Origin of the sequence: Micromonospora sp. NPDC049051, assembly GCF_043197575.1 — a bacterium.
Taxonomy (GTDB): Bacteria; Actinomycetota; Actinomycetes; order Mycobacteriales; family Micromonosporaceae; genus Micromonospora.
In genome coordinates this window covers 319,305-340,923 of sequence record NZ_JBICTL010000006.1, presented here as the reverse complement: position 1 = coordinate 340,923, position 21,619 = coordinate 319,305, and the positions used below count along the sequence as shown (strand labels likewise).

General features: G+C 70.9%; 17 protein-coding genes. 6 read left to right on the top strand and 11 right to left on the bottom strand.

Features of this window, described 5'->3' with window-relative positions; genetic code table 11:
- Positions 1-57: 57 nt before the first annotated feature.
- The 3 genes from ACGFIR_RS25520 to ACGFIR_RS25510 form a co-directional block, all read right to left on the bottom strand.
- Positions 58-765 carry an L-ribulose-5-phosphate 4-epimerase gene (locus ACGFIR_RS25520; protein WP_393006636.1) on the bottom strand — a complete coding sequence of 236 codons (708 nt, stop codon included), beginning with the start codon at positions 763-765 and terminating at the stop codon, positions 58-60.
- Positions 762-2,441, bottom strand: coding sequence for a ribulokinase (gene araB, locus ACGFIR_RS25515; protein ID WP_393147577.1), 1,680 nt, complete (start codon positions 2,439-2,441; stop codon positions 762-764). Before araB ends, ACGFIR_RS25520 begins: the two co-directional genes overlap by 4 nt.
- Positions 2,442-2,748: 307 nt before the next feature.
- Complete coding sequence (locus ACGFIR_RS25510; protein ID WP_393006632.1) at positions 2,749-4,284, bottom strand: non-reducing end alpha-L-arabinofuranosidase family hydrolase; 1,536 nt, start codon at positions 4,282-4,284, stop codon at positions 2,749-2,751.
- Positions 4,285-4,672: 388 nt separating this feature from the next.
- On the opposite strand from ACGFIR_RS25510, the gene ACGFIR_RS25505 reads away from it, so the two are divergent.
- Complete coding sequence (locus tag ACGFIR_RS25505; protein WP_393006630.1) at positions 4,673-5,386, top strand: hypothetical protein; 714 nt, start codon at positions 4,673-4,675, stop codon at positions 5,384-5,386.
- Between the two features lie 147 nt (positions 5,387-5,533).
- Positions 5,534-7,525, top strand: a complete 1,992-nt coding sequence (locus ACGFIR_RS25500; RefSeq protein ID WP_393147575.1) for an acyl-CoA dehydrogenase — start codon at positions 5,534-5,536, stop codon at positions 7,523-7,525.
- Positions 7,526-7,665: 140 nt separating this feature from the next.
- Here ACGFIR_RS25500 and ACGFIR_RS25495 read toward each other — a convergent pair whose 3' ends face one another.
- The 3 genes from ACGFIR_RS25495 to ACGFIR_RS25485 form a co-directional block, all read right to left on the bottom strand.
- Positions 7,666-9,699, bottom strand: a complete 2,034-nt coding sequence (locus ACGFIR_RS25495) for a hypothetical protein (protein ID WP_393147573.1) — start codon at positions 9,697-9,699, stop codon at positions 7,666-7,668.
- A 250-nt stretch (positions 9,700-9,949) separates the two neighbouring features.
- Complete coding sequence (locus tag ACGFIR_RS25490; protein WP_393006627.1) at positions 9,950-10,591, bottom strand: SIMPL domain-containing protein; 642 nt, start codon at positions 10,589-10,591, stop codon at positions 9,950-9,952.
- A gap of 108 nt (positions 10,592-10,699) precedes the next feature.
- Positions 10,700-11,197, bottom strand: a complete 498-nt coding sequence (locus ACGFIR_RS25485) for a DinB family protein (RefSeq protein WP_393006625.1) — start codon at positions 11,195-11,197, stop codon at positions 10,700-10,702.
- Between the two features lie 204 nt (positions 11,198-11,401).
- Here ACGFIR_RS25485 and ACGFIR_RS25480 point away from each other — a divergent pair, with 204 nt between their 5' ends.
- Entirely contained in the window at positions 11,402-12,151 is a 750-nt protein-coding gene (locus ACGFIR_RS25480) for a TetR/AcrR family transcriptional regulator (protein ID WP_393147571.1), read from the top strand.
- Here the strand turns inward: ACGFIR_RS25480 and ACGFIR_RS25475 are convergent.
- The 4 genes from ACGFIR_RS25475 to ACGFIR_RS25460 are packed head-to-tail and all read right to left on the bottom strand — an operon-like array spanning position 12,137 to position 16,304.
- Positions 12,137-13,273, bottom strand: coding sequence for an acyl-CoA dehydrogenase family protein (locus ACGFIR_RS25475; RefSeq protein WP_393147569.1), 1,137 nt, complete (start codon positions 13,271-13,273; stop codon positions 12,137-12,139). The genes ACGFIR_RS25480 and ACGFIR_RS25475 overlap by 15 nt on opposite strands.
- A gap of 27 nt (positions 13,274-13,300) precedes the next feature.
- Positions 13,301-14,329 carry an LLM class F420-dependent oxidoreductase gene (locus tag ACGFIR_RS25470; protein WP_393147567.1) on the bottom strand — a complete coding sequence of 343 codons (1,029 nt, stop codon included), beginning with the start codon at positions 14,327-14,329 and terminating at the stop codon, positions 13,301-13,303.
- A complete protein-coding gene (locus ACGFIR_RS25465; RefSeq protein ID WP_393147565.1) occupies positions 14,329-15,486 on the bottom strand; it encodes a CaiB/BaiF CoA transferase family protein in 1,158 nt (385 codons plus the stop codon). Before ACGFIR_RS25465 ends, ACGFIR_RS25470 begins: the two co-directional genes overlap by 1 nt.
- Positions 15,483-16,304, bottom strand: coding sequence for an enoyl-CoA hydratase-related protein (locus ACGFIR_RS25460; RefSeq protein WP_393006616.1), 822 nt, complete (start codon positions 16,302-16,304; stop codon positions 15,483-15,485). The genes ACGFIR_RS25465 and ACGFIR_RS25460 overlap by 4 nt, the downstream gene beginning before the upstream one ends.
- A gap of 86 nt (positions 16,305-16,390) precedes the next feature.
- On the opposite strand from ACGFIR_RS25460, the gene ACGFIR_RS25455 reads away from it, so the two are divergent.
- Positions 16,391-17,029, top strand: a complete 639-nt coding sequence (locus ACGFIR_RS25455) for a GntR family transcriptional regulator (protein WP_393006614.1) — start codon at positions 16,391-16,393, stop codon at positions 17,027-17,029.
- A 1-nt stretch (position 17,030) separates the two neighbouring features.
- Here ACGFIR_RS25455 and ACGFIR_RS25450 read toward each other — a convergent pair whose 3' ends face one another.
- The gene (locus ACGFIR_RS25450) at positions 17,031-18,521 is read right to left on the bottom strand and encodes an aldehyde dehydrogenase family protein (RefSeq protein ID WP_393147563.1); all 1,491 of its coding nucleotides are present in this window, start codon (positions 18,519-18,521) and stop codon (positions 17,031-17,033) included.
- 77 nt (positions 18,522-18,598) lie between these two features.
- Between ACGFIR_RS25450 and ACGFIR_RS25445 the strand changes: the two genes are divergently transcribed.
- Positions 18,599-19,750 (top strand): acyl-CoA dehydrogenase family protein, encoded by a 1,152-nt coding sequence (locus ACGFIR_RS25445; protein ID WP_393006610.1) that lies wholly within the window; start codon positions 18,599-18,601, stop codon positions 19,748-19,750.
- A gap of 574 nt (positions 19,751-20,324) precedes the next feature.
- A complete protein-coding gene (locus tag ACGFIR_RS25440; RefSeq protein WP_393147561.1) occupies positions 20,325-21,566 on the top strand; it encodes an ABC transporter substrate-binding protein in 1,242 nt (413 codons plus the stop codon).
- The last annotated feature ends 53 nt before the right edge of the window (positions 21,567-21,619 follow it).

Below are 21,619 nucleotides of genomic sequence, written 5' to 3'. Positions count from 1 at the left end.
GTCCCGGTGTGGTGGTCAGGGGCGTCGAGCAGGGCCTTGCCGGGCGGGTGCCGCCGGTCAGGAACCTCGTGGCGCTCCCGGTGACCCGGTGGTCGGGCGTTGGCCGTAGACGTTCTGGTAGCGGTCGTACAGCGAGCTGACGTCGGCCTGCGCCATCGGCAGCGGCTGCCCGAGTGCCCGGGCCAGGTGCGCGGTGCGGGCGACGTCCTCGCACATCACCGCGGCCTTGACCGCGGCCCGGGCGTCCCTGCCGATCGTGAAGACCCCGTGGTTGCGCATGAGCACCGCGGGCGAGCGATGCCCGGACAGGGTGCTGACGATCCCTTTGCCGATGTCGTCCCCACCGATCAGCGCGAACGGACCCACGGGGATCTCTCCGCCGAACTCGTCGGCCTGCGCGGTCAGCCAGCACGGGATGGCCTCACCCCGCGCGGCCCAGGCGGTGGCGTAGCTGCTGTGCGTGTGCACGACGCCGCCGACCTGCGGCATGGCCCGGTAGACATAGGCGTGCGCGGCCGTGTCGCTGGACGGTGTCCCGCCCCCGTCGACCACGGTCCCGTTCAGGTCGCAGACGACCATGGTGTCCGCCGTCAGGGCGTCGTAGTCGACTCCGCTGGGTTTGATCACCATGAGGTCCTGGCCCGGGACCCGCGCCGAGACGTTGCCGGCGGTCCAGGCCACCAGCGCGTACCGGGTCAACTCGCCGTGCAGGTGGGCCACCGTCTCCCGCAGGGCGCTCACCTGCCGCGCCACGTCGGTGTTCATCCGAGCACCTCCAGAACCGGGTCGGTCCGTGCCGCTTCCAGGGCCGTGTTCCTGATCGCCCGCAGGCGGAGCATGACGTCGTTGCCGCCGCGGCCGAAGTGGTCGTGCAACGTGCGGTACTCGGCGTAGAGGGCGTCGTACGCCCGCGCGTCGTCCGGGTGCGGCTGGTACACGCCCTCGTGCACCCGGCCCATCGCCTCGGCGGCCCGGTGGACGTCCGGGTACGCCCCGGCGGCGACGGCCGCGTGGATCGCCGAGCCGAGCGCCGGACCCTGGCTGGAGCCGATGATGCCGAGCGGGCGGTTGGTGACGTCGGCGTAGATCTGCATGAGCAGCCGGTTCGAGGCGAGGCCACCGGCGACGACCAGGTCGGTGACCGGTATCCCGGCCTCGACGAACGCCTCGATGATCATCCGGGTGCCGAACGCCGTGGACTCGAGCAGCGCCCGGTAGACGTCCTGCGGCCGGGTGGCCAGGGTCAGGCCGACGACCAGCCCGCTGAGGTCGTGGTTGACCAGCGGTGACCGGTTGCCGTTCCACCAGTCCAACGCGACGAGGCCGTGTGCCCCGACCGGTTGGTCGGCGGCCAGTTCGGTCAACCGCTCGTGCGACGCGATCCCGGCCGGGGCGGCGTGCCTGACGAACCAGCCGAAGATGTCGCCGACGCCGCTCTGCCCGGCCTCATAGCCCCACGCGCCCGCGCTGATGCCGCCGTCGACGACACCGCACATCCCCGGCACCTCGGCCGGGTGGGTACCGTTGACGACGTGGCAGGTGGAGGTGCCCATGATCGCCACCAGTCGACCGGGCCGCAGGGCCTGGGCGGCTGCGGCGGTGACGTGGGCGTCGACGTTGCCGACCGCGACCGCGATGCCTTCGGGCAGCCCGGTCCAGGCGGCGGCGCGGGCGCTGAGGGTGCCGGCCCGCCCGCCCAGCGGGAGCAGCGGGCCGTCCAGCTTGGTCAGGAAGTCGGCGAAGTGCGGGTGCAGGGCGCTCAGGTAGTCGGTCGACGGGTATCGGCCGTCCTGCCGGATGCCCTTGTATCCGGCGGTGCAGACGTTGCGGGTCTCCTCGCCGCACAGCTGCCAGACGATCCAGTCGGCGGCCTCGATGAAGCGCTCGGCGCGGTGGTAGACCTCCGGATCCTCGTCGAGGATCTGCAGGCCCTTGGCGAACTGCCACTCGGCGGAGATCCTGCCGCCGTAGCGGCCGATCCACGGCTCGTGCCGCTCGTGGGCCAGGGCGTTGATGCGGTCGGCGTGCGGCTGGGCGGCGTGGTGCTTCCACAACTTGACCCAGGCGTGCGGCCGGTGGCGCAGCTCGGGGACCTCGCACAGGGGGGTGCCGTCGGCGAGCGTCGGCAGCACGGTGCAGGCGGTGAAGTCGGTGCCGACGCCGATGACCCGTGCCGGGTCGACGCCGGCGTCGGCCAGGGCGGCGGGGACCGCGTGGCGCAGGACGTCGCGGTAGTCCTGCGGATCCTGCAGGGCCCAGTCGGGGGGCAGTGCGGGGCCGCCGTCGGGGAGCACCGCGTCGAGCACGCCGTGGCGGTACTCGTGCACCGCGGTTCCGACTTCGGCGCCGTCGCGGACCCGGACCACCAGGGCCCGCCCGGAGAGCGTGCCGTAGTCGATTCCGACCACGTAGCGATCGCCCGTACCGTCCCACCCGCCCATGACCACCTCCGCGCGACGACGCTTCAGTGTTAACGCTCACATCGAATGCCGTCAAGACATCAGCCGGCAACAGCTCCGAAATGGAGGGACAATCGCCGCGTTCGGGCCGGACCGGGGACGCCGGCGTCGGGCTGCGCAGCCCGGCGCCTCGCGCCCCGCACGCTTCGGGGCGGGCCCGGCACAGTGCCGGGCCCGCCCCTTCGCATGATCCTGATCGCGATTCGCTCGCTGCTCGTCGGCGCCCCGCCGTTTCTCGCGCGGAGGTCAGGAGCCGACGGCGACGGTCGGGCCGAACCGCGTCACGCCGTCACCGCTGCAGGGTCAGCAGACCCGGCCGGTACGGCAGGAGACCGTAGTCGCCGCCGGAGTTGGGGGAACGACCCTGGTAGAGCAACCGCAGGTTGCAGGGATCGACGGTCATGGTCTGGTCGGCGTTGCTGCGGATCAACTCGCCGTGGCTGATGTCGTTGGTCCAGGTGGCGCCGCTGTTGGCCTTGCCGGCGAACGGGTTGCCCTCGGTGGCGGCCTGGGGCGTCCACGTACCGCCCAGGCTGGTGGCCGTGAAGGAGCGGAAGTAGCGGCCCTGCGCGCCGATCGCCTCGACGAGCATCAGGTACCGCTCCTGGCCCTGGAGCTTGTAGACCTGGACGCCCTCGAACAGGTTGTTCGTCGTGTCGCTCATGATCACCGTCGAGGTGGAGCCGAAGCTGCCCGGGAAGTTGCCGATGGGCATGCTGGCCCGGTAGATCCTGCCGTTGTCCCCGGCGAAGAACAGGTACATGTTCGTGCTGTCACCGATGACGGCCTGGTCGATCGGGCCGGTGCCCGAGTCGGAGATGCTTCCGGAGAAGAGCGTCTGCGGCGCCGACCAGCTGTTGACGTTGGTGGGATCGCTCGACGTGCGGTAGGAGAAGGCGGGTCCGCCCCACTGGTAGGCCAGGACCCAGATGTTCCTCGGGGCGAAGTAGAACAGCGAGGGCGCGACGGCGGCGAACGGCATCTGGTTCTGGCTGGCCGAGGCCATGTCGGACCAGTTCGTGAAGAGGCCGAAGTTCATCGAGCCCCACGTCGTCCCGGTGTCGTGGGTGGTCGCGTAGACCAGTTGCCGACCGTTGTAGGGGGCGTGGGTGAAGTCCTTCAGCGACACCCATCCCGCCCTCGGCTGCGCCAGCGCACCCGTCGACGACCAGCGGTACGTCGACGGCAGGGCGCACGTGCCGGGGGGCGGCGTCGTGGGCGGCGGCGTGGTGGGGTCGGTACCGCCGTCGACGCGGACGAGTTGCCACTGCTGGTTGTTGCCGTTCCAGTCGTCGTACTGCACGACGCTGCCGCCGTCGGCGGTCGAGGCGCCCTGCACCTCCACCACCTTGTTGCTGTTGCGGTTGACCAGGCGGACGTAGCCACCGGCGGAGTCGGCCAGCCGGAACTGCTGGTTGGTCGTGTTGTTGTCGGTCCACTGCACGATGCTGCCGCCGTTGGCGGTCGAGAAGTTGTAGACGTCCAGCACCTTGCCCGACAGTCGCGAGCGCAGCCGGTAGTAGCCACCGCCGGAGTCCACGAACTGCCACTGCTGCTGGTTGCCGTTGTTGCGCGCCCACTGCACGATGCGGGCGCCGTCATTCGTGGCCAGGTTGTACACGTCCAGCGCCTTGCCGCTGTTGCGGTTGAGCAACACGTACCAGGCACTGGTGTCGACCGTGGCCGCGGCGGCGGGTGGCGACGACACGACCGCCGCGACGGCGCCACCGACCAGCACGGTCATGCCGGCGGCGACGATCCGCAGCAACCACCCGCGCCGCCGCGACGGCGGCGCGATCGACAGAACTCTACGAACGGCGGACATGATCCTCCCTAGATGACAGAACCTCATGGCGTACGGAGATGAGCGCGACACGACGGGCGGCCAGGCCCCTTGCGCGCAGAATCAAGCGCCGACACGTCACGTGCACGCCCTGGCGGATCCCGAACCGAGGCGGATCAGCACGGCTCGCCCGGTGAGCCACTGCCGACGCCCTCAGCCATCGACTGTGAGCGATAACATGTCGTTCGTCAAGTCGTAACGGGCCGTGCCGTCAGCGCCGGTGGCGGGCCGCGACACCGGGTGGGCCGCGACACCGTCGCCAGCCGGGCACACGGGTGCGCCGTGCCGACCGGCCACCCCTGCCGTGCGTGCCACCTCCGACGCACTAGCATTGCCGCGGTCCGGGACGGCTCTGCTGAAACGAGGCGACATGCGTTGGCTGCAGCGGCTACTGGGCGGCGGGCGGGTCCAACTCGACGCGGGACGACAGGAAGCGCTGCTACGGGACGTCCGGCAGCGTTACGGCACCCACGCGCGGGTCCCGTTCGGCGAGCAGGTCCAGGCGATCGCCGCGACGCTCGACAGCGACGACGGGCTGGTGGTGGCGGCCCGGATCGTGAGCCAGGTCGCCGACGAGGCCCACGCGGACCTGCAGGCCCAGGCCCAGGACATCCACCGACGGACCGGCCGGCGGCTCCTGGTGAACCGCCGCAACTACCGGCCGCTGTGGGTGGAGGCCGGCCAGGCCCTGCGGTGGCCGCTGTTCGCGTTGCCGTGCGGCTTCCACCCGTACGCCCAGGTGGCCGCCGCCGTCACGGTGGTCGGCAGCCAGGCGCCCCGGCTCGACCGGGTGACCGACCCGAACCCGCTGGTGACCCGCGTGTTCGAGGTGCTCGACCTGACCACGGCCGGCTGGGAGTACGGCCGGGTGCGGCTCGACACCGACGCCGCGGCCCTGGCCGACCGACTGATCTCGAGCGCCGCGCAGGTCCTCGCGGCGATGGACGACCCACCCCGGCTGCCGCCTCCGGTCCGTGAGCTGATGCGCCGCAACAACAGCTTCGCCGTGCACGATCCGACCGGTCCCCGGCCGGTGGGCGCGATCAACCTGGGCGCGACGATGCGCGAGCGCCTCCTGGCCTGACGGCGGCGCGGCGGGACAGGGATCGGCGTGGTCGTCGACGTGAGATGTGACCTTGTCCTGCCGGCGACCGGTGCCTGGGCTCCGTCCAGCCGGTACCCTTGATCGGGTACAGACTGTGCGTATATGTCCGCTATTCGAGGGGTGACCATGCCCGAGCACGCGTCCGGCCGCATCGACCTCGCCCGCCTGCAGGAGACGCTCGACGGGCCGTGGGCCGAGGTCCGCAAGGCGCACCGGGAGCACCTCGACGCGCGCTTCCTCCCGGTGTACGGCGAGAGCGGTGACCAGGCACGTGAGCGGATCACCCGGCTGCTCCACGAGCTCCCCGTCGAGCTGGGGATCGCCTCGGGCTTCCCCACCGAGTACGGCGGCGGATCCGACGTCGGCGCGTCGATCGTCGCCACCGAGATGCTGGCCCAGGTCGACCTGTCGCTGATGGTCAAGGCAGGTGTGCAGTGGGGCCTGTTCGGCGGCGCGGTCGCGGCCCTCGGCACCCGACGGCACCACGACGCCTACCTGCGGGACATCATCTCCGGCCGGATCTTCGGCTGCTTCGCGATGACCGAGACCGGCCACGGCTCCGACGTCCAGCAGCTGCGCACGACCTGCACGTACGACCCGCAGACGCAGACCTTCGACCTGCACACCCCGCACGAGGCGGCCCGCAAGGACTACATCGGCAACGCGGCCCGGGACGGGCGGATGGCGGTGGTCTTCGCGCAGCTGATCACCGGCGGGCGGCGGCACGGCGTACACGCGTGGCTGGTGCCGATCCGCGACGCGCAGGGCGCCCCGCTGCCCGGCGTGACCATCGGCGACGCCGGGGCCAAGGCCGGGCTGCTCGGCGTCGACAACGGGCGGCTCAGCTTCGACCACGTGCGGGTGCCCCGGGACATGCTGCTGGACCGGTACGGCGACGTGGCGGAGGACGGGACGTACTCCAGCCCGATCGAGAACGACTCGCGGCGGTTCTTCACCATGCTCGGCACCCTGGTCCGTGGTCGGGTGAGCGTAGGCGGCGCCGCGTCGGCGGCCACCAAGTCGGCGCTGGCCATCGCGGTACGCTACGGCGACATCCGCCGCCAGTTCGGCACTCCCGACGCGGAGCGGGAGGTGCTGCTCAACGACTACCTGGCCCACCAGCGCAAGCTGCTGCCCGCGCTGGCCACCACGTACGCGCTGACCTTCGCCCAGGCCGAGCTGGTCGCCGCGCTCAGTCAGGTGCAGAGCGGCGACGGGCCGGTCGACGAGCACCGGCAGCGGGAGCTGGAGTCCCGGGCCGCCGGCCTCAAGGCCGCGCAGACCTGGCACGCGACCCGCACCATCCAGACCTGCCGCGAGGCCTGCGGCGGCGCCGGCTACCTGTCCGAGAACCGGCTGCCCAGCCTCAAGGCCGACACCGACGTCTTCACCACGTTCGAGGGCGACAACACGGTGCTGCTGCAACTGGTGGCCAAGGGGCTGCTCACCGGCTACCGGGACGAGTTCGGCTCGTTGGACGGCTGGGGGCGCGCCTCCTTCGTCGCCGAACAGGTCCGCGAGATGGTGCTCGAGCGCACCGCCGCGCGGTCGCTCATCGAGCGCCTGATCAGCGCCGTGCCCGGGCGCGACGACGAGGTCGCCGTCACCGACCGCGGCTGGCAGCTCAAGCTCTTCGAGGACCGGGAGCGGCACCTCCTCGACGGCGCGGTCCGTCGCCTGCGCGGCGGCGCGGCCACGAAGAAGGACCGTCCCTTCGACATCTTCAACGACGTGCAGGACCACGTCCTCGCCGTGGCCGCCGCGCACATCGACCGGGTCACCCTGGAGGCGTTCGTCGCCGGCATCGAGGACACTGCGGACCCGGCGGTCCAGGAACTGCTCTCCCAGGTCTGTGACCTGTACGCGCTCAGCGTCATCGAGGCCCACAAGGGCTGGTTCCTGGAGCACGGCCGTCTCACGCCGGCCCGCTCGAAGGCGATCACCGGCGTGGTGAACAGCCTGCTCAAGGAGCTGCGCCCGCACATGCGGACGCTCGTGGACGGCTTCGCCATCCCGGACGCGTGGCTGCACTGCGCCATCCTGCGCGAGGAGCCCCAGCGGCAGGAGAGCATGGCCGCCCACGACGCCGCCGGTGACCCGCAGCGGGTTCCCGCCTAGGTCCTGACGACAGCGGCCCGCCGGGCAGCGGCCAGCCGGAGGGGTCCGGCTGGCGTTCATGATCATCGGCACCGCCGTCGGCGTCGTGCTCCCGGAACGCCCGCGCACGACCGGGAAACCGCGCGCTACCGGTTACCGCGTCACGCGCAGGGCTTCCGGTCGCAGACGTCGATGACCTTGCCGGTGAGCAGGAAGACCGCCTTCTGCCGCTGGGCCGCGGCCTGGGCGCGCGGGAACTCGTGCGAGTCCTCGCCGTACTCCGGCCCGGTTGGGGCGAGGTTCGTCGGCGGTGGCGCGTACGCCGCGCCGCTGTTCCAGACCACCATCGCCGAGCCGGTGTACGGGTAGCTGCGGATCGGCGCGATGCCCCAGTACGGCCTTACGTCCGGTGACCAGCCGTCGGCGAGGGCGGGGGTGTGCAGGCGGGCGCCGATGGTGCGCGCCTGGACCTCCGCCGCGGCGGGGGAAACCTGCTGGTCACCGAAGGCCACGTGCATCAGCACCTGGTGTGCCGGGGTGCCCGGCAGCGGCCGGTCGGTCATGTGCCGGGCGTACCCGTTGGCCTCGGACCGGTCCCACAGCATCTGCAGCAGCGCGAGAATGAGCTGCTGGTCCGCCTTGTCCCGGTACCAGCGGTCCAGGGTCGCCTGGAACGGGGTGAAGGCCACGCTGCGTTGCAGCAGCGTGGAGTAGTTCATCGCCGGCACGCCCAGCACCGACCGGGTCCAGTCCTGGGCGATGGCGGTGAGCGCGCCGCCGTTGATGCCGCCCTGGCTGTTGCCGTCGTAGTGCAGCCCGCCGGCAACGTTGATCAGCGGCCGTCCGGTCGCGTCGCGGAACGCCGGATGGGCGGCGAACCCGCCCGGATGGATCATCGTGCGGCCCAGGAAGAGGAAGTTCAGGTAGCTCTGCTGCAACCGGTCGACCACGGCGGGGAAGGCCCGGAGGTCGGTGAAGGCGCCGGCCACGTAGGAGAGGTCGCCGGCGGCCATGCCGATCCAGCTGGTCGCACAGAAGGTGAAGTCGTACGTGTGCGACATCGTCCTGACGTTGGCGGCGTTGATCTCGGTCGGCCGGCCGAGCAGACCGTGGCCGTAGAGCGAGAGGTGCGCCGGCCTCGCGGCGGAGGCGCTGCGCGGGATGTTGCAGACGAAGTCCGCCGCCACCGTCGCGCCGGACGGCGTGGGCAGGGCGTCCGGCGTCGGTGCTGTCCCGCCGCCGTCGAGCGGGCCGTAGTGCAGCCGGGAGCCGGGCAGCCCGTCGCCGGTCAGGTACGACGGCACCTCGACGGTGCCGGTCACCTGCCGGGCGATCAGCGGCTCCTGCTCCGGCGGGTAGTCGGTCACCTGGGTGACGGTGAACGACGGCGCGGCCCGGCCGAGGGCGGCGAACGCGCTGTCACGGATCGCCAGCGTCCGCCCGGTCAGGCTCTGCCGGCTGGCCACGGTGAAGTCCCAGGCGAGGTAGAGGCTGTGCCGCTTGACGCCCGCCCGGGTCAGGTCGGCGAGGATCCGCTTCACCTGCGGGACACGAGGGTCCCGACGGTCGAGGCCGGCGCCGGTCACGTACGACGTGAACGCCTTCGGCGCCGGGATCAGCGCCCCGTCGGCGTCACGCATGCCGCGCAGGCCGACGACGTACCGGGTGCCCTCGGTCAACGCCACCGCCGGCCGGACGATCAGCACCTGCCGGTCCGGCTGGTCGGCTGCGCGCGCGTCAAGCTCGGCCCAGTACGGCGTGCGCTTGCCGGTGCGGGCGTCGAGCAGCACGATCGGCGCGTCCGGTGCCAGCGAGCGGCCGATGTCGGTGACCGGCGCGATCCCGGTCGCGGCGACGTCGAGGCCGGGCACGTGCACCAGGATCGGCGAGCCGGGGCTGAACCCGTCCTGCCGGTTCCACTCCGTCGGGTCGATCGGAGTACCCGTCGCGTTGGCGGGCATCGCGGAGGCGGCGAACCGCACCCGCTTGCCGGTCCGGCTGGTCCGGTCCGGCACGGTGAAGAAGTCGTTCGGGAACGGCAGCAGGCAGGCTGTCGGATCGATCGGGTCGCAGCTGCCCTGTCCGGCCGGTACGGCGGTCGCGGGCGGCGCCGCGGCGGCGCCCGCGCCGAGCAGGACGGCACCTGCGGTCACCAGCGCGGACATGACGAGACGAAGCCGTCTGGGTGTGGTCACGCGCGTCTCCTTCGACACTGGACGGTCACGCGCTGCGGAAGCCGGCGGTGGTGGTTGCAGCGTGGTGTTCTTCCTACGCTCGTGAATGGATCTCGGCAAGGGGGTCCCGCACGTCGTTCGGCGCCCACCGGAGCACCGCCGCGCAGCAGGACCGCATCGCGAAGACGACGCCAGGCCGGCCCGGACACCATCCCGCCGGTGTCACGCCCGACGGTGGCGGTGGAGCATCCGGTGCGCTCAGGACGCGGTGTCAGTCGTGGGTGATCGAGAAACCGAGGATCACCGCAGCCGAGACCACCACGTGCCCGGGTGCGAGATCCTGGGCGGAAGCCTGGCCGCCCGAACCGTGGCCACGGTAACGTTCGTGTCCCACGTCTTCTGGATCGACGTCGTCGATGTGCACGACAGCACCGAGCCGGACACCGGCCGCGTCGGCGTACAACTCGGCCTTCCGTCGAGCAGCCCCTACCGCCTGACGCCGAGCTTCCGCACGCATCTCGGCCTTCGTCGTGACGTCGAAGTCAACCGCCTCGATCTCGTTCGCACCAGCGGCCACAACGTCGTCGAGCAGTTGCTGAACGACATCCAGACGGCGCGACTCCATGGCGAACGACGCCTGGCACTGGTAGCCGAGGAACACCCGTTCCGAGCCGTAGCCGCTCCACGAACTCTTGAGGTCCAGCCGTGACCGCTCCACGGCGCTGTCGGCGACGCCGTGGTTCCGCAGCGCCTGACGCACCGCGCCCACCGCCTCAGCCGCCGTGGCGAATGCGTCTGACGGCGTCTGTTCCACCCGGACGACCCGGAACCTCGCCCGGACCATGTCCGGCATGGACTTCACGCTCGCCGCGCCGTACGCGGTGACACCCCACGGCCGTTCGATCAGCTGCATGACGATGATCTTACGAGCGTGTCCTGCCGAGGGTTGTCCCCGATCAACCCGCAGACCCGACGCCGGTCGCCCGGCACCGACGCCCGGAGAGCCCCACCGAGTCGCGCACTACTCGTTGAGGAGCTGCTCCCGGAGAATGTCCGCGTGCCCACAGTGCTGGGCGAGCTCGCGCAGCACGTGGAGATACACCCATCGCAGCGGAAGTGGGCCGCGTCTGTTCCCGCGCAGGATGTCGTCCAGACCCAGGGATGACGTCGCCCGGCGTGCTGCTTCGCAGGCTTCGCGGTGTGCGCGCTGGACGGTGGCGATCGTGTCGTCGTCATCGAGGATGAACGACTCGTCCGGCGTCGCAGGGATGCCGATCTCAGCTCGCGACCGGCAGGTGACGGCTTCGTCGAACCAGACCCTCTCGACGAAGGTCGCGTGCTTCACGAGACCCAGCAGCGTCGTCCGGGACGCCACCAACGATCGGCGCGCCTGTTCCTCGGTCAGCCCGTCCAGGCAGCCGTTGAGCGCGCGGCGGTGCTCGTCGAGGAACGCCTCGAACTGGGCACGGGGTGGCTGTGCGACGACCTGGTCGGCGAAGGTGGGCGGATAGGAAGGCATGGACGACAGCATCGCAGACAGTTGCCCGGGAGTGACGCCACGCAGCGCCACCTCCCCGCCAACCCGGCCCGTCCCGAGCACGTCGAGGAGCCAGCACACCGGCGCCCGCCACGGCGGACAGGCTCCGCAGTGTTCGAAGTTCCGAGCTCGTGATTGGTACCGTGATGCAAAAATCGCGTCACCGTATCTCACGAGAGGGCAACCATGGCCCGGACCGATTCCGCGAACGCGTCATCCCCCGGTCTGTCCGAGGCAGGTCACGACGGGCACACCGTAGAGCCGCTGCTGTCCGCGCTGGGCGCCGCATCCGGTTCGGAGTCACTGCTCGAGCGCGCCTTCACCGACGCGTTGGAACGCGCCGACGACAACGACGAGGTCGCCGCGCGGATTCTCGACGCCGCCTACGAGCAGTTCTGCCGCATGGGCATCCGGCGGTCGACCATGGAGGACGTGGCCCGGCGGGCCGGGGTCTCCCGGATCACGGCGTACCGCCGGTTCGCCAGCAAGGACAGGCTGGTCGAACAGGTGGTCCGTCGCGAGTTCCGCCGCTACTTCGACCAGTTCCTCCTCGAGATCCAGCAGGCTTCGACCGTCGGCGACCGGGTGGTGCTGGGCTTCGTCAGCGCCTTGCAGGCCTTCCGCCGCAACCCGCTGATCGGCGGGCTGATGGCCGGCGAGCCGGACGTGCTCGTCCCCTCGATGATCAGCGACGGCGGGCGGACGCTGGCCACGGTGCAACGGTTCGTCGCCGGCCAGCTCCGCCGCGAGCAACGCGCCGGCAACATCTCCGACACGGCCGACGTCGAGGTGGTGGCCGAACTGATGACGCGGCTGTCCTGCTCGTTCCTGATCACCCCCAGTCAGGTCGTGGACATCGACGACGCCGAACAGCTGCGCGCCGTGGCCCGGCGGTTCCTCGTGCCCATGCTGGAATACGGTTCACAAGCCGAGTGACCGACCGATCACCTCCTTCATGATCTCCGTGGTGCCGCCGTAGATCGTCTGGACGCGGGCGTCCAGGTACGCCTTGGCCACCGGGTACTCGCGCATGTAGCCGTAGCCGCCGTGCAACTGCAGGCAACGATCGACGGTGCGGTGCTGCAACTCGGTGCACCACCACTTCGCCATCGCCGCCGTCTCCGCCGTGAGGGTGGGCTCGACCAGGCACTGGTCGACGAAGACACGGCCGAGGCGCAGTTCGGTGGCGAGTTCGGCCAGCACGAACCGGTTGTGCTGGAAGTTGCCGATGGGGCGGCCGAACGCCTGGCGCTGCTTGCAGTAGGCGAGGGTCTGCTCGAACACCGCCTCGGCGCCGGCGAGCGCCGCGACGGCGATCGACAGCCGCTCGAAGGGAAGGTTGCGCATCAGGTAGGCGAAGCCCTGGCCCTCCACCCCGAGGAGGTTGGCCGCGGGCACCCGGACGTCGGCGAAGAACAGTTCGGCGGTGTCCTGCGCCTTCTGCCCGATCTTGTCGAGGTTGCGGCCCCGCTCGAAGCCGGGCATGTCGCGCTCGACCACCAGCAGACTGATCCCCCGGTGCCCCGCGCTCGGGTCGGTACGGGCCACGACGATGACCAGGTCGGCCAGGATGCCGTTGCTGATGAAGGTCTTCTGCCCGTTGAGGACCCAGCTGTCGCCGTCGCGTACCGCGGTGGTCGTGATGCCCTGCAGGTCGCTGCCGGCGCCGGGTTCGGACATGGCGATCGCGGTGATGAGCTCACCGGAGCAGAACCCCGGCAGCCACCGCTGTTTCTGCTCGTCGTTGGTCAGATCGGTGAGGTACGGCCCGATGATGTCGTTGTGCAGGCCGAACGCCGGGCCGCTCGCGCCCGCCCGGGCCATCTCCTCGGTGAGGACGGCGTTGAAGCGCCAGTCCGTCACCCCGCCGCCGCCGTACCGTTCGTCGACGAAGAATCCCAGCAGGCCGGCGGCACCGGCGGCCCGCCACACGCCGCGGTCGACGATGCCGTCGTCCTCCCAGCGGTCGTGGTTCGGTGTGATCTCCTTGTCGATGAAGGCGCGCACCATTTCGGCGAACGCGAGGTGGTCGGCGGAGAGGATGCTGCGGTTCCCCATGTGCGTCAGCTCCTTGCTGCACAGGCCCTACTGGGCCATGTCCTTCACTGCGGCGATGAGGCGCCGCGGATCGGAACCCAACGGCGTGACGTTGAGAATCGTGACACCGGCGTCGCGGTAGGCCTGGACCCGGTCTCGCACGTAGCTCTCCGGCCCGATCAGGCTGGTGCGCTCCAGCAGTTCCGCCGGCACGGCGGCGGCGGCCTCCGTCTTGCGGCCGGCCAGGTAGAGGTCCTGGATGCGGTCCGCCTCCGCCGCGTAGCCGTAGCGGGACAGCAGGTCGTGGTAGAAGTTGCGGCCCTTGGCGCCCATGCCGCCGACGTACAGGGCGATCAGCGGCCGGGCGAGGTCACGCAGGCCGGTCACGTCCGGGCCGATGGCCAGCGGGCCGCCGGCCACGACCTCGAGCGGTCCGAGATCGTCGGACCGTCTGGCCTGGCCGGCCGCCAACGCGCCGCCCCAGACATCGGTCGCGCGCTCGGGGTCGTAGAGGAACGGCAGCCACCCGTCGGCGTGTTCGGCGGTCATCTGCACGTTCTTGTCGCCCAGGCTCGCCACGTAGATCGGGATCCGGTCGCGTACCGGGTGAGTGAGGATCTTCAGCGGTTTGCCGAGGCCGGTGCCCTCCCCGGCCGGCAGCGGCAGCGGGTAGATGCCGTCGTTGACCAGCGTCTCGCGTCGCCACACCTGCCGGCAGATCCGGATCACCTCGCGGGTCCGGGCAAGCGGCCGGTCGTAGGCGATGCCGTGCCATCCCTCAATCACCTGCGGCCCCGACGCGCCCAGGCCGAGAATGGCCCGGCCGCCCGAGATCGCGTCCAGGCCGGCCGCGGTCTGCGCCAGCAGTGCCGGGGTACGGGAGTAGATGGGCAGGATGGCGGAGCCGATCTGCAGCCGGGTCGTCTTCGCGGCGAGGTAGCCCATGATGGTCGGCGCGTCGAAGCCGTAGGCCTCCGACACCCAGACCACGTCGAGACCGTCATCCTCCCAGGCGGCCACGGCGTCGGCGCCGCTCCTGGGGTCCGTGGCATAGGCCAGCGGTGTCGCGATACGCATCAACGCTCTCCTCGTGTCTGGCTGACGGCGCCGTTGCCCAGCCACTGCGGTAGATGTGCGCCGAGACCCCACTCGGTGAGCACGGTCTCGGTGTCCGCGCCCGGCACCGGCGGGCTGCCGCCGATCTGACCCGGTGTCTGCGACAGGCGGGGCGCCACGGCGGGCTGTCGAACTCCGAAGTGCTCCTCGAAGGTAGCGCGCGCCACCAGGTGCGGATGGTGCTGCGCCTCGGCGAGCGACAGCACCGGCGCCACGCAGGCGTCGGTGCCCTCGAACAGCCCGGTCCATTCGTCGCGGGTGCGCTGGGCGAAGACCTCCGCGAAGCGCGCGCGCAGCACCGGCCATCCGGCGACGTCGTGCTGGGCCGGCAGGTCCGCGTCGGCCAGCCCGAGCAGCCGCAGCAGCTCGGCGTAGAACTGGGGTTCCAGTGCGCCCACCGCCATGTGCCCGCCATCGGCGGTGGCGTAGACGTCGTAGAACGGCGCCCCGCCGTCGAGCAGGTTGCCGCCGCGCTCGGGTTGCCAGGCGCCGCCCGCGAGGAGACCGGCGAACAGCGTGGTGAGGTGGGCCGTGCCGTCGACGATGGCGGCGTCGACCACCTGCCCACGGCCGGTGCTCCGGGCCACGTGCAGCGCCGCCAGACAGCCGACGACGAGATAGAGCGAGCCACCACCGAAGTCACCGACGAGGTTGAGCGGGATCTGCGGCGGCCCGCCCGAACGGCCGATCGGGTGGAGCGCCCCGGCGACGGCGATGTAGCCGATGTCGTGGCCGGCGGCGTGGGCCAGTGGCCCTTGCTGTCCCCATCCGGTCATCCGCCCGTAGACGAGAGCCGGGTTGCGCTCCAGCGCGGCCTGCGGCCCGATGCCGAGCCGCTCGGCCACTCCGGGACGCCAGCCCTCGATCACGATCGCGGCCCGGTCGACCAGTGCGAGGACGGCCTCGGCCCCGTCGGGATGCTTGAGGTCCACGACGACCGACCGCTTGCCCCGGTTGAGCAGGTCCCGCCTCGGGTCGCCGGCGGCCAGCGCGCCCGGCTCCGGTCGGTCGATTCGGACGACGTCGGCCCCCAGGTCGGCCAAGAGCATCGCCGCGAACGGGCCCGGCCCGATCCCGGCGAGCTCCACGACCCGGACGCCGGCCAGCGGGCCGCTCATGCGCCGGCCCGCGCCGCGAAGCGGGGAGCACGCCCCTGGACCTGGCTGGCGAGGGCCTCACCGAAGTCGGCCCCGGCGAGGGATTCGGTCATGAGCCGGCCGGCGTCGGCGGCCGCCTCGGCCGCCCCGGTCTCCAGGCCCGACCACACCTGCCGTCGGATCACCGCCATGGACGCCGGCGAGCAGTGCGCGGCGAGATCCTCGGCATAGGCTTGCGCCTCGGCCAGCACCTCGTCGCGTGGGAGCACCCGTTGCACCAGTCCGATCCGGAGCGCCTCCGCCGCGTCGATCTTGCGGCCGGACACCAGCAGATCCAGCGCGTTGCCCACGCCGACCAGCCGGGGCAACAGCCAGGCGCTGCCGTACTCGGCGATGAGGCCGAGCCGGCTGAACGCGGCGGCCACGCGCGCCTGCGCCGACAGGAACCGCACGTCGGCATACAGTGCGTGGACCAGGCCGAGGCCGGCGGCCCCGCCGTTGATCGCCGCGATGATCGGCGTTCCCAGCGTCATCGGCAGATGTGGCTCGAAGCCGAACTCGTCCACCAGCCGGTCGCGGTGACGCTCGTCGAGCAGCGCCTGCAGCGCCTCCGGGTCGGCGCCCACGCAGAACCAGTCGCCGGTGCCGGTCACCACGATCGCCCGCACCTGCGGATCCGCGTCGGCGGCCAGCAGCGCCGCGTAGTAGTCACGGAACATGTCCAGCGTCATCGCGTTCCGCTGCTCGGGCCGGTCGAACCAGATCGTGCGGACGCCGGCGCTGGTGGCGGCCCGCAAACCACAACCGGCCGGTTCGGCCTCAAGCATCGACGAGCTCATCCGCGCATCCCTTGTGACATTTGACATTTGATAGTCTTACCCGTGTGGCGGAGCGAAGCAAGGTTCGAGACGTTTCTCATCCTCAGTTGTCAGAGACGGTGGCGATCCTGCTGCGCGACCGGATCATGTCCGGCCAGCTGCGCCCCGGCGAACGGATCCGGCTCGAGGAGGTCGCCCAGGAGACCGGGCTGAGCATCACGCCGGTCCGCGAGGCCCTGCTCATGCTGCGCGCGGAGGACATGGTCGAGCTGCAGCCGCGCCGCGGCCACGTGGTCGCGCCGCTGTCCCGGCAGGACATCCTGGACGTGTTCAGCCTGCAGGGCGACATCGCCGGTGAGCTCGCCGCCCGGGTCGCCGTCAGCATCACGCCGGCCCAGCTCGACGACCTGCGCCAGCAGCACGAGCGGCTGCGCCGGGCCGCCCAGGCCAGGCAGATCAGCAAGGTCGAGCAGCTCGAGTTCGAGTTCCACCGCAGCATCAACCGGCTGACCGACGCGCGCAAGCTGTCCTGGCTGCTGCGGACCGCGACGCGCTACACACCGTCGCGGTTCTACGCGGCCAACCCGGAGTGGCGGGCGGGGATGATCGCCGATCACGAGGCCCTGATCAGCGCGCTCGAGGCCCACGATCCCGAGACCGTCCGACCGGTCATGGCCCGCCACTTCACCGACGGCGCCGAGCGCCTGGTCAAGCATCTCGATGGTCTGGGGCTGTGGAGCGAGTAGGTCACCGGCGACCATGACGCCACTTGAACATCGACAGCGAGGTCCGCATGGCGGAAGCGGTCGGCTGCAACGTCATCACATCGATCGGTGCCCGGAAGCGCTGCCACGTGACCGACCGTGGCCGGCTGAACTCGCGCAGACCGTCCGCGCCGTGGACCCGCCCGAAGCCCGAGTCACCGACGCCACCGAAAGGCAGTGACGGCACCCCGGCGTACCCGAGCACCGAGTTGACCGAGACCGCGCCGGCCCGCAGCCGTGCGGCGAGCGCCAACCCGCGGTGGCGACTACGCGTGAAGATCGAGCCGGAGAGCCCGTAGCTGGTCGCGTTCGTCCGGCGCAGCGCCTCGTCGGCGTCGGCCACCGGGTTGACCACCAGCACCGGACCGAACGTCTCGTCGGTGACCGCCGCGCTGTCCTCGGGGACGTCGGCCAGCACGACCGGGTCGACGAACGGAGGCCGCACCGAACTCGCGTCACCGACGATCGCCCGGGCGCCCCGTTCGAGCGCGTCGGTGATGTGGCTCAGCACGATTCCGGACTGGGCCGGCGTCGTCATCGGCCCGTACGGCGCATCCGGCTCGGCACCCGGCCGGACCTGCCGCACCAGCTCGGTCAGCTTGGCCACGAACGGCTCGTAGACGGCCTGCTCGACGTAGACGCGCTCGACTCCGGCGCACGTCTGCCCGGCGTTGCCGAAGCCACCGAACACGGCCGCCTGGGCAGCCGCGTCGAGGTCGGCGTCGGCCGTGACGATGAGCGCGTCCTTGCCTCCGCCCTCGATCACGACGGGGGTCAGGCTCTCGGCGCAGGCGGCCATGACCGCACGCCCGGTCGCGGCCGATCCGGTGAACGCGATCTTGTCGGCCCCCGCGCGGCACAGCGCCGCCCCGGTCGTGCCGTCACCGGTGACGACCTGCAGCACCGGCCGGTCGGGAAGCAGCTCACTCCAGCGCTCCGCCAGCCACACGCCGACGCCAGGGGTGAACTCGCTGGGCTTGAACACCACCGCGTTGCCGGCGGCCAGCGCGTGCGAGACCGCCCCCATCGGCGTGTAGACGGGGTAGTTCCACGGCCCGATCACGCCGACGACGCCGTACGGCACGTACTCCACCGAGCTGGCCTGGTTGAACGCGAGCATGCCGGAGGACACCGACCGCCGCTTCAGCACCCGGTGGGCGTGCCGGGCGGCCCAGTCCAGGTGCTCGACGGCGAGCATGACCTCCAGCTGGGCCCCCGCGACCGACTTGCCGGTCTCGCTGCGGATGAGGGCGGCCAGCTCCTCGATGCGGCTCGCGACGAGCGCCTTGTAGGCGAGCAGATGGCGCCGGCGTTGCCGGGCGTCCAGGCCGGACCACCAGCCTGCGGCATCGCGCGCCTGCTCGACGGCGGTGCGCACCGCGGCTTCGTCGGCGGTGTCGTATTCGGTGCGGGACTCGCCGGTCATCGGGTCGACGACGCGGAGCCGGCGAGGGTGCTCAACGAGGGACGTCATCGGCACAGCCTCCTGACATTTGATATTCGATAGTCTAGCCTTGCTGTCAATCCCTTTGTGACGCTGGAGGTACAGCTGTGGAGTGGAGCGACGAGCAACGATCCCTTGTCACGGCCGTGCAGGACTTCTGCCGCCGCGAGGTCGGCACCCGTGAACAGCGGCAGAGACTCACCGACGGCGGACGGGAGACCCACAGCCCGGACCTGTACCGCAAGATGGCCGACCTCGGCTGGCTGGGCCTGTCGCTGCCGGAGGAGTTCGACGGCGGTGGCGCGGGCATGGTGGAGCTGTGCCTCTTCCTGGAGGCGACCGGGAAGGCGATGGCGCCGATCAGCGGCTTCACCACGTCGATCATCGTCGCCGCCACCTACGAGCGGTTCGGCTCACCGGAGCAGAAGAAGCTCATCCTGAGCGGGGTGGCCCGGGGCGTCATCGAGGCCGTCGCGATGTCGGAACCCGAGGCCGGCTCGGACGTGGCCAACCTGAGCTGCCGCGCCGAGCGCCGGGGCGACGGGTTCGTCATCAACGGCCAGAAGACCTGGTGTTCCAACGCCCATCTCGCCGAGCACATCCTGCTGGTCGCCCGCACCTCGGGCCGGGCCGGCGACCACGACGGCCTGACCATGTTCCTGGTCCCCGCCACGGCGCCGGGGCTGACCATCTCCGGCATCGACACCATGGGCGGGCGCGAGGTCAACGACCTCTACTTCGCCGACTGCGTACTGCCCGCCGACGCGGTGGTCGGCCAGATCGACCACGGCTGGCGGCAGCTGATGGCCGGGCTCAACATGGAGCGGCTGATCCTCGCCAGCGTCATGCTCGGCACCGCCCAGCGCGCGTTCGACGACGTCGTGGACTACGTCAAGAACCGACGCCAGTTCCGCCGGCCTATCGGGTCGTTCCAGGTGATCCGGCACCGCCTGGCCGACCTGGCCACCGAGATCGAGTGTGCCCGGCTGCTGATCTACGACACCGCCGCCAAGGTCGACCGGTCCCCGGACACGGTGCTGCCCCGGGAGAGTTCGATGGCCAAACTCAAGGCCACCGAGGTCGCCCGCCGCGTCGCCCTGGACGCGATGCAGATGATGGGCGGCTACGGGTACGCGACCGAGTTCGACATGGAGCGCCTGGTCCGGTCCTCGATCGTGTCCACCGTCTACGGCGGCACCAGCGAGATCCAGCGCGAGATCATCGCGAAGACCTACGGGTTGTCCGACCAGTTGCAGTAAGGCTCGTCCACGACCAACCTGAGCACCGCGCCCGCCGCCGGTCGGACGCGGGATCCCGCCATCGCCACCGGCCCCCAGTGACACGCCGTCGGTGAACGCGTCACCAACGGTGCACACCCCGGCCTGCGAGTGTGCCGAACACTCACAGGCCGGGGTGTTTTGTTAGGCATGATTCGCAGACATTGGTCAGATTCAGGCCACCCGGCATCGCCGCCGTCCAGCCGACGCCCAGGTCCCACAGGCCACACAAAGCTCGAAGAGCGCGGGAAATCCGATTGTCAGGCGAGGTCCGCGACCCTTCCCAAGAAGTTATGTGTGATTTACAGTGCCGTAAGCACGAACCAAGACGCCCGCGCTATCGGTCGCGGGCCGATCGCATGTCACCGCCGGTACCGCCGGTCCGGTCACGCACCGGTCCGGCGGTGCGCCGTCCCTGGCATTCACCGACACCGCCGGTCACCAGCGGCAATGTCTGACGTAACGCCACAGGACCGGCCCGTCGCATCACGGAGAGTCGTTCGGTCGGCGCCTCGAACCGTTGACGGCACCGACCATCGCGTCGAAATGAGGTTCCATGCATAGAGCCCCTGCCGTCATCCGGGCTTCCACGATTCTCGTCGCCGCCATGGTGGCCGCGACCGGCTGCGCTTCGGACGCCCCGAGCGCCCAGAGCACGACCTCGACGCTGTCCAAGCCACCGATCGTCGTGGGCTTCCTCAACCCGTCCGGCGGACCGGTCCCCCAGCCGGGCGCCGACACCGGGGCCAAGGCGGCGGTGTCCTACATCAACGGTGAGTTCGGCGGCATCAACGGCCACCCGATCGAGGTCGTCTCGTGCGACACCGACACGACGCCTGAGCGGGCACAGTCGTGTGCCAACATGTTCGTCGAGAAGAAGGTGGTCGCCGTCATGGACGGCTACAACCTGTCGTCGAGCGCGGCCCTGCCGACCCTGACCGCCGCACAGATCCCGCTCGTCGGCATGATTCCGTTCGACTCCGTGACCGGCGCCAAGGCGGAGAACCGCGTGTTCTTCGCCGCGCCGCAGGCCGCCTTCCTCATCGGCGCCCTGCAGGCGTTCAAGACCGAAGGTAAGAAGTCGGTGACGCTGGCCCTCGTCGACACCCCGTCGTCGCACCAGACCATCGACAATCTCCTTCCGGTGGTGGCCAAGGCGCTCGAAATCGACGCCAAGGGCATCTACTTCTCCCCCACGAACCCCAACTTCACCGCCGTGGCCTCCACGATCGCCCGGAACAACCCGGATGTGGGTGGCCTGGTCGCCGCGCCGAGCGAGGCCGTCTGCACCGCCCTGGTCAAGGCATTGCGACAGTTGCGGTACCAGGGCGAGATCTTCACCGCCGCGTGCACCGACTACGTCAAGGGTGCCCCGCAGCAGGCTGCCGGCGGCGCTCTGTACTCGTCGAACTGGCTGCCCGCCGCCGCCCGGTACGCGCCCCCGGAGGCCCAGCGCGATCTGGCACTTGCCGAGAAGTACATCTCCGCCGTGTCCGGCGGCACCGCCGGGTACTACGCGTTCGGGGAGTTCGCGCTCTTCATGAACTTCGCGAACGCGATGTCCACGGCCACCGACGCCGACCTGACCGGCCCCGGTGTCCTCAAGACACTCAAGGCGCTCAAGGACTTCCCGAGCTTCCTCGGCCCCAAAGTCACCTGCGGCAGCGCCACCTCGCCCAACTGCACCACCCAGCTACTGCTGTTCGTGGTCCAGCCCGACGGTTCGATCAAGCCCGTCACCGACACCTGGATCACGCCCATCCCCCAGGTCATGAGCGTCATCCCCGGCGCGGTGTAAGCCCCCGGCGACGGCGTGCGCGTGCCGCACGCCGTCGCCCACCGTCCACATCC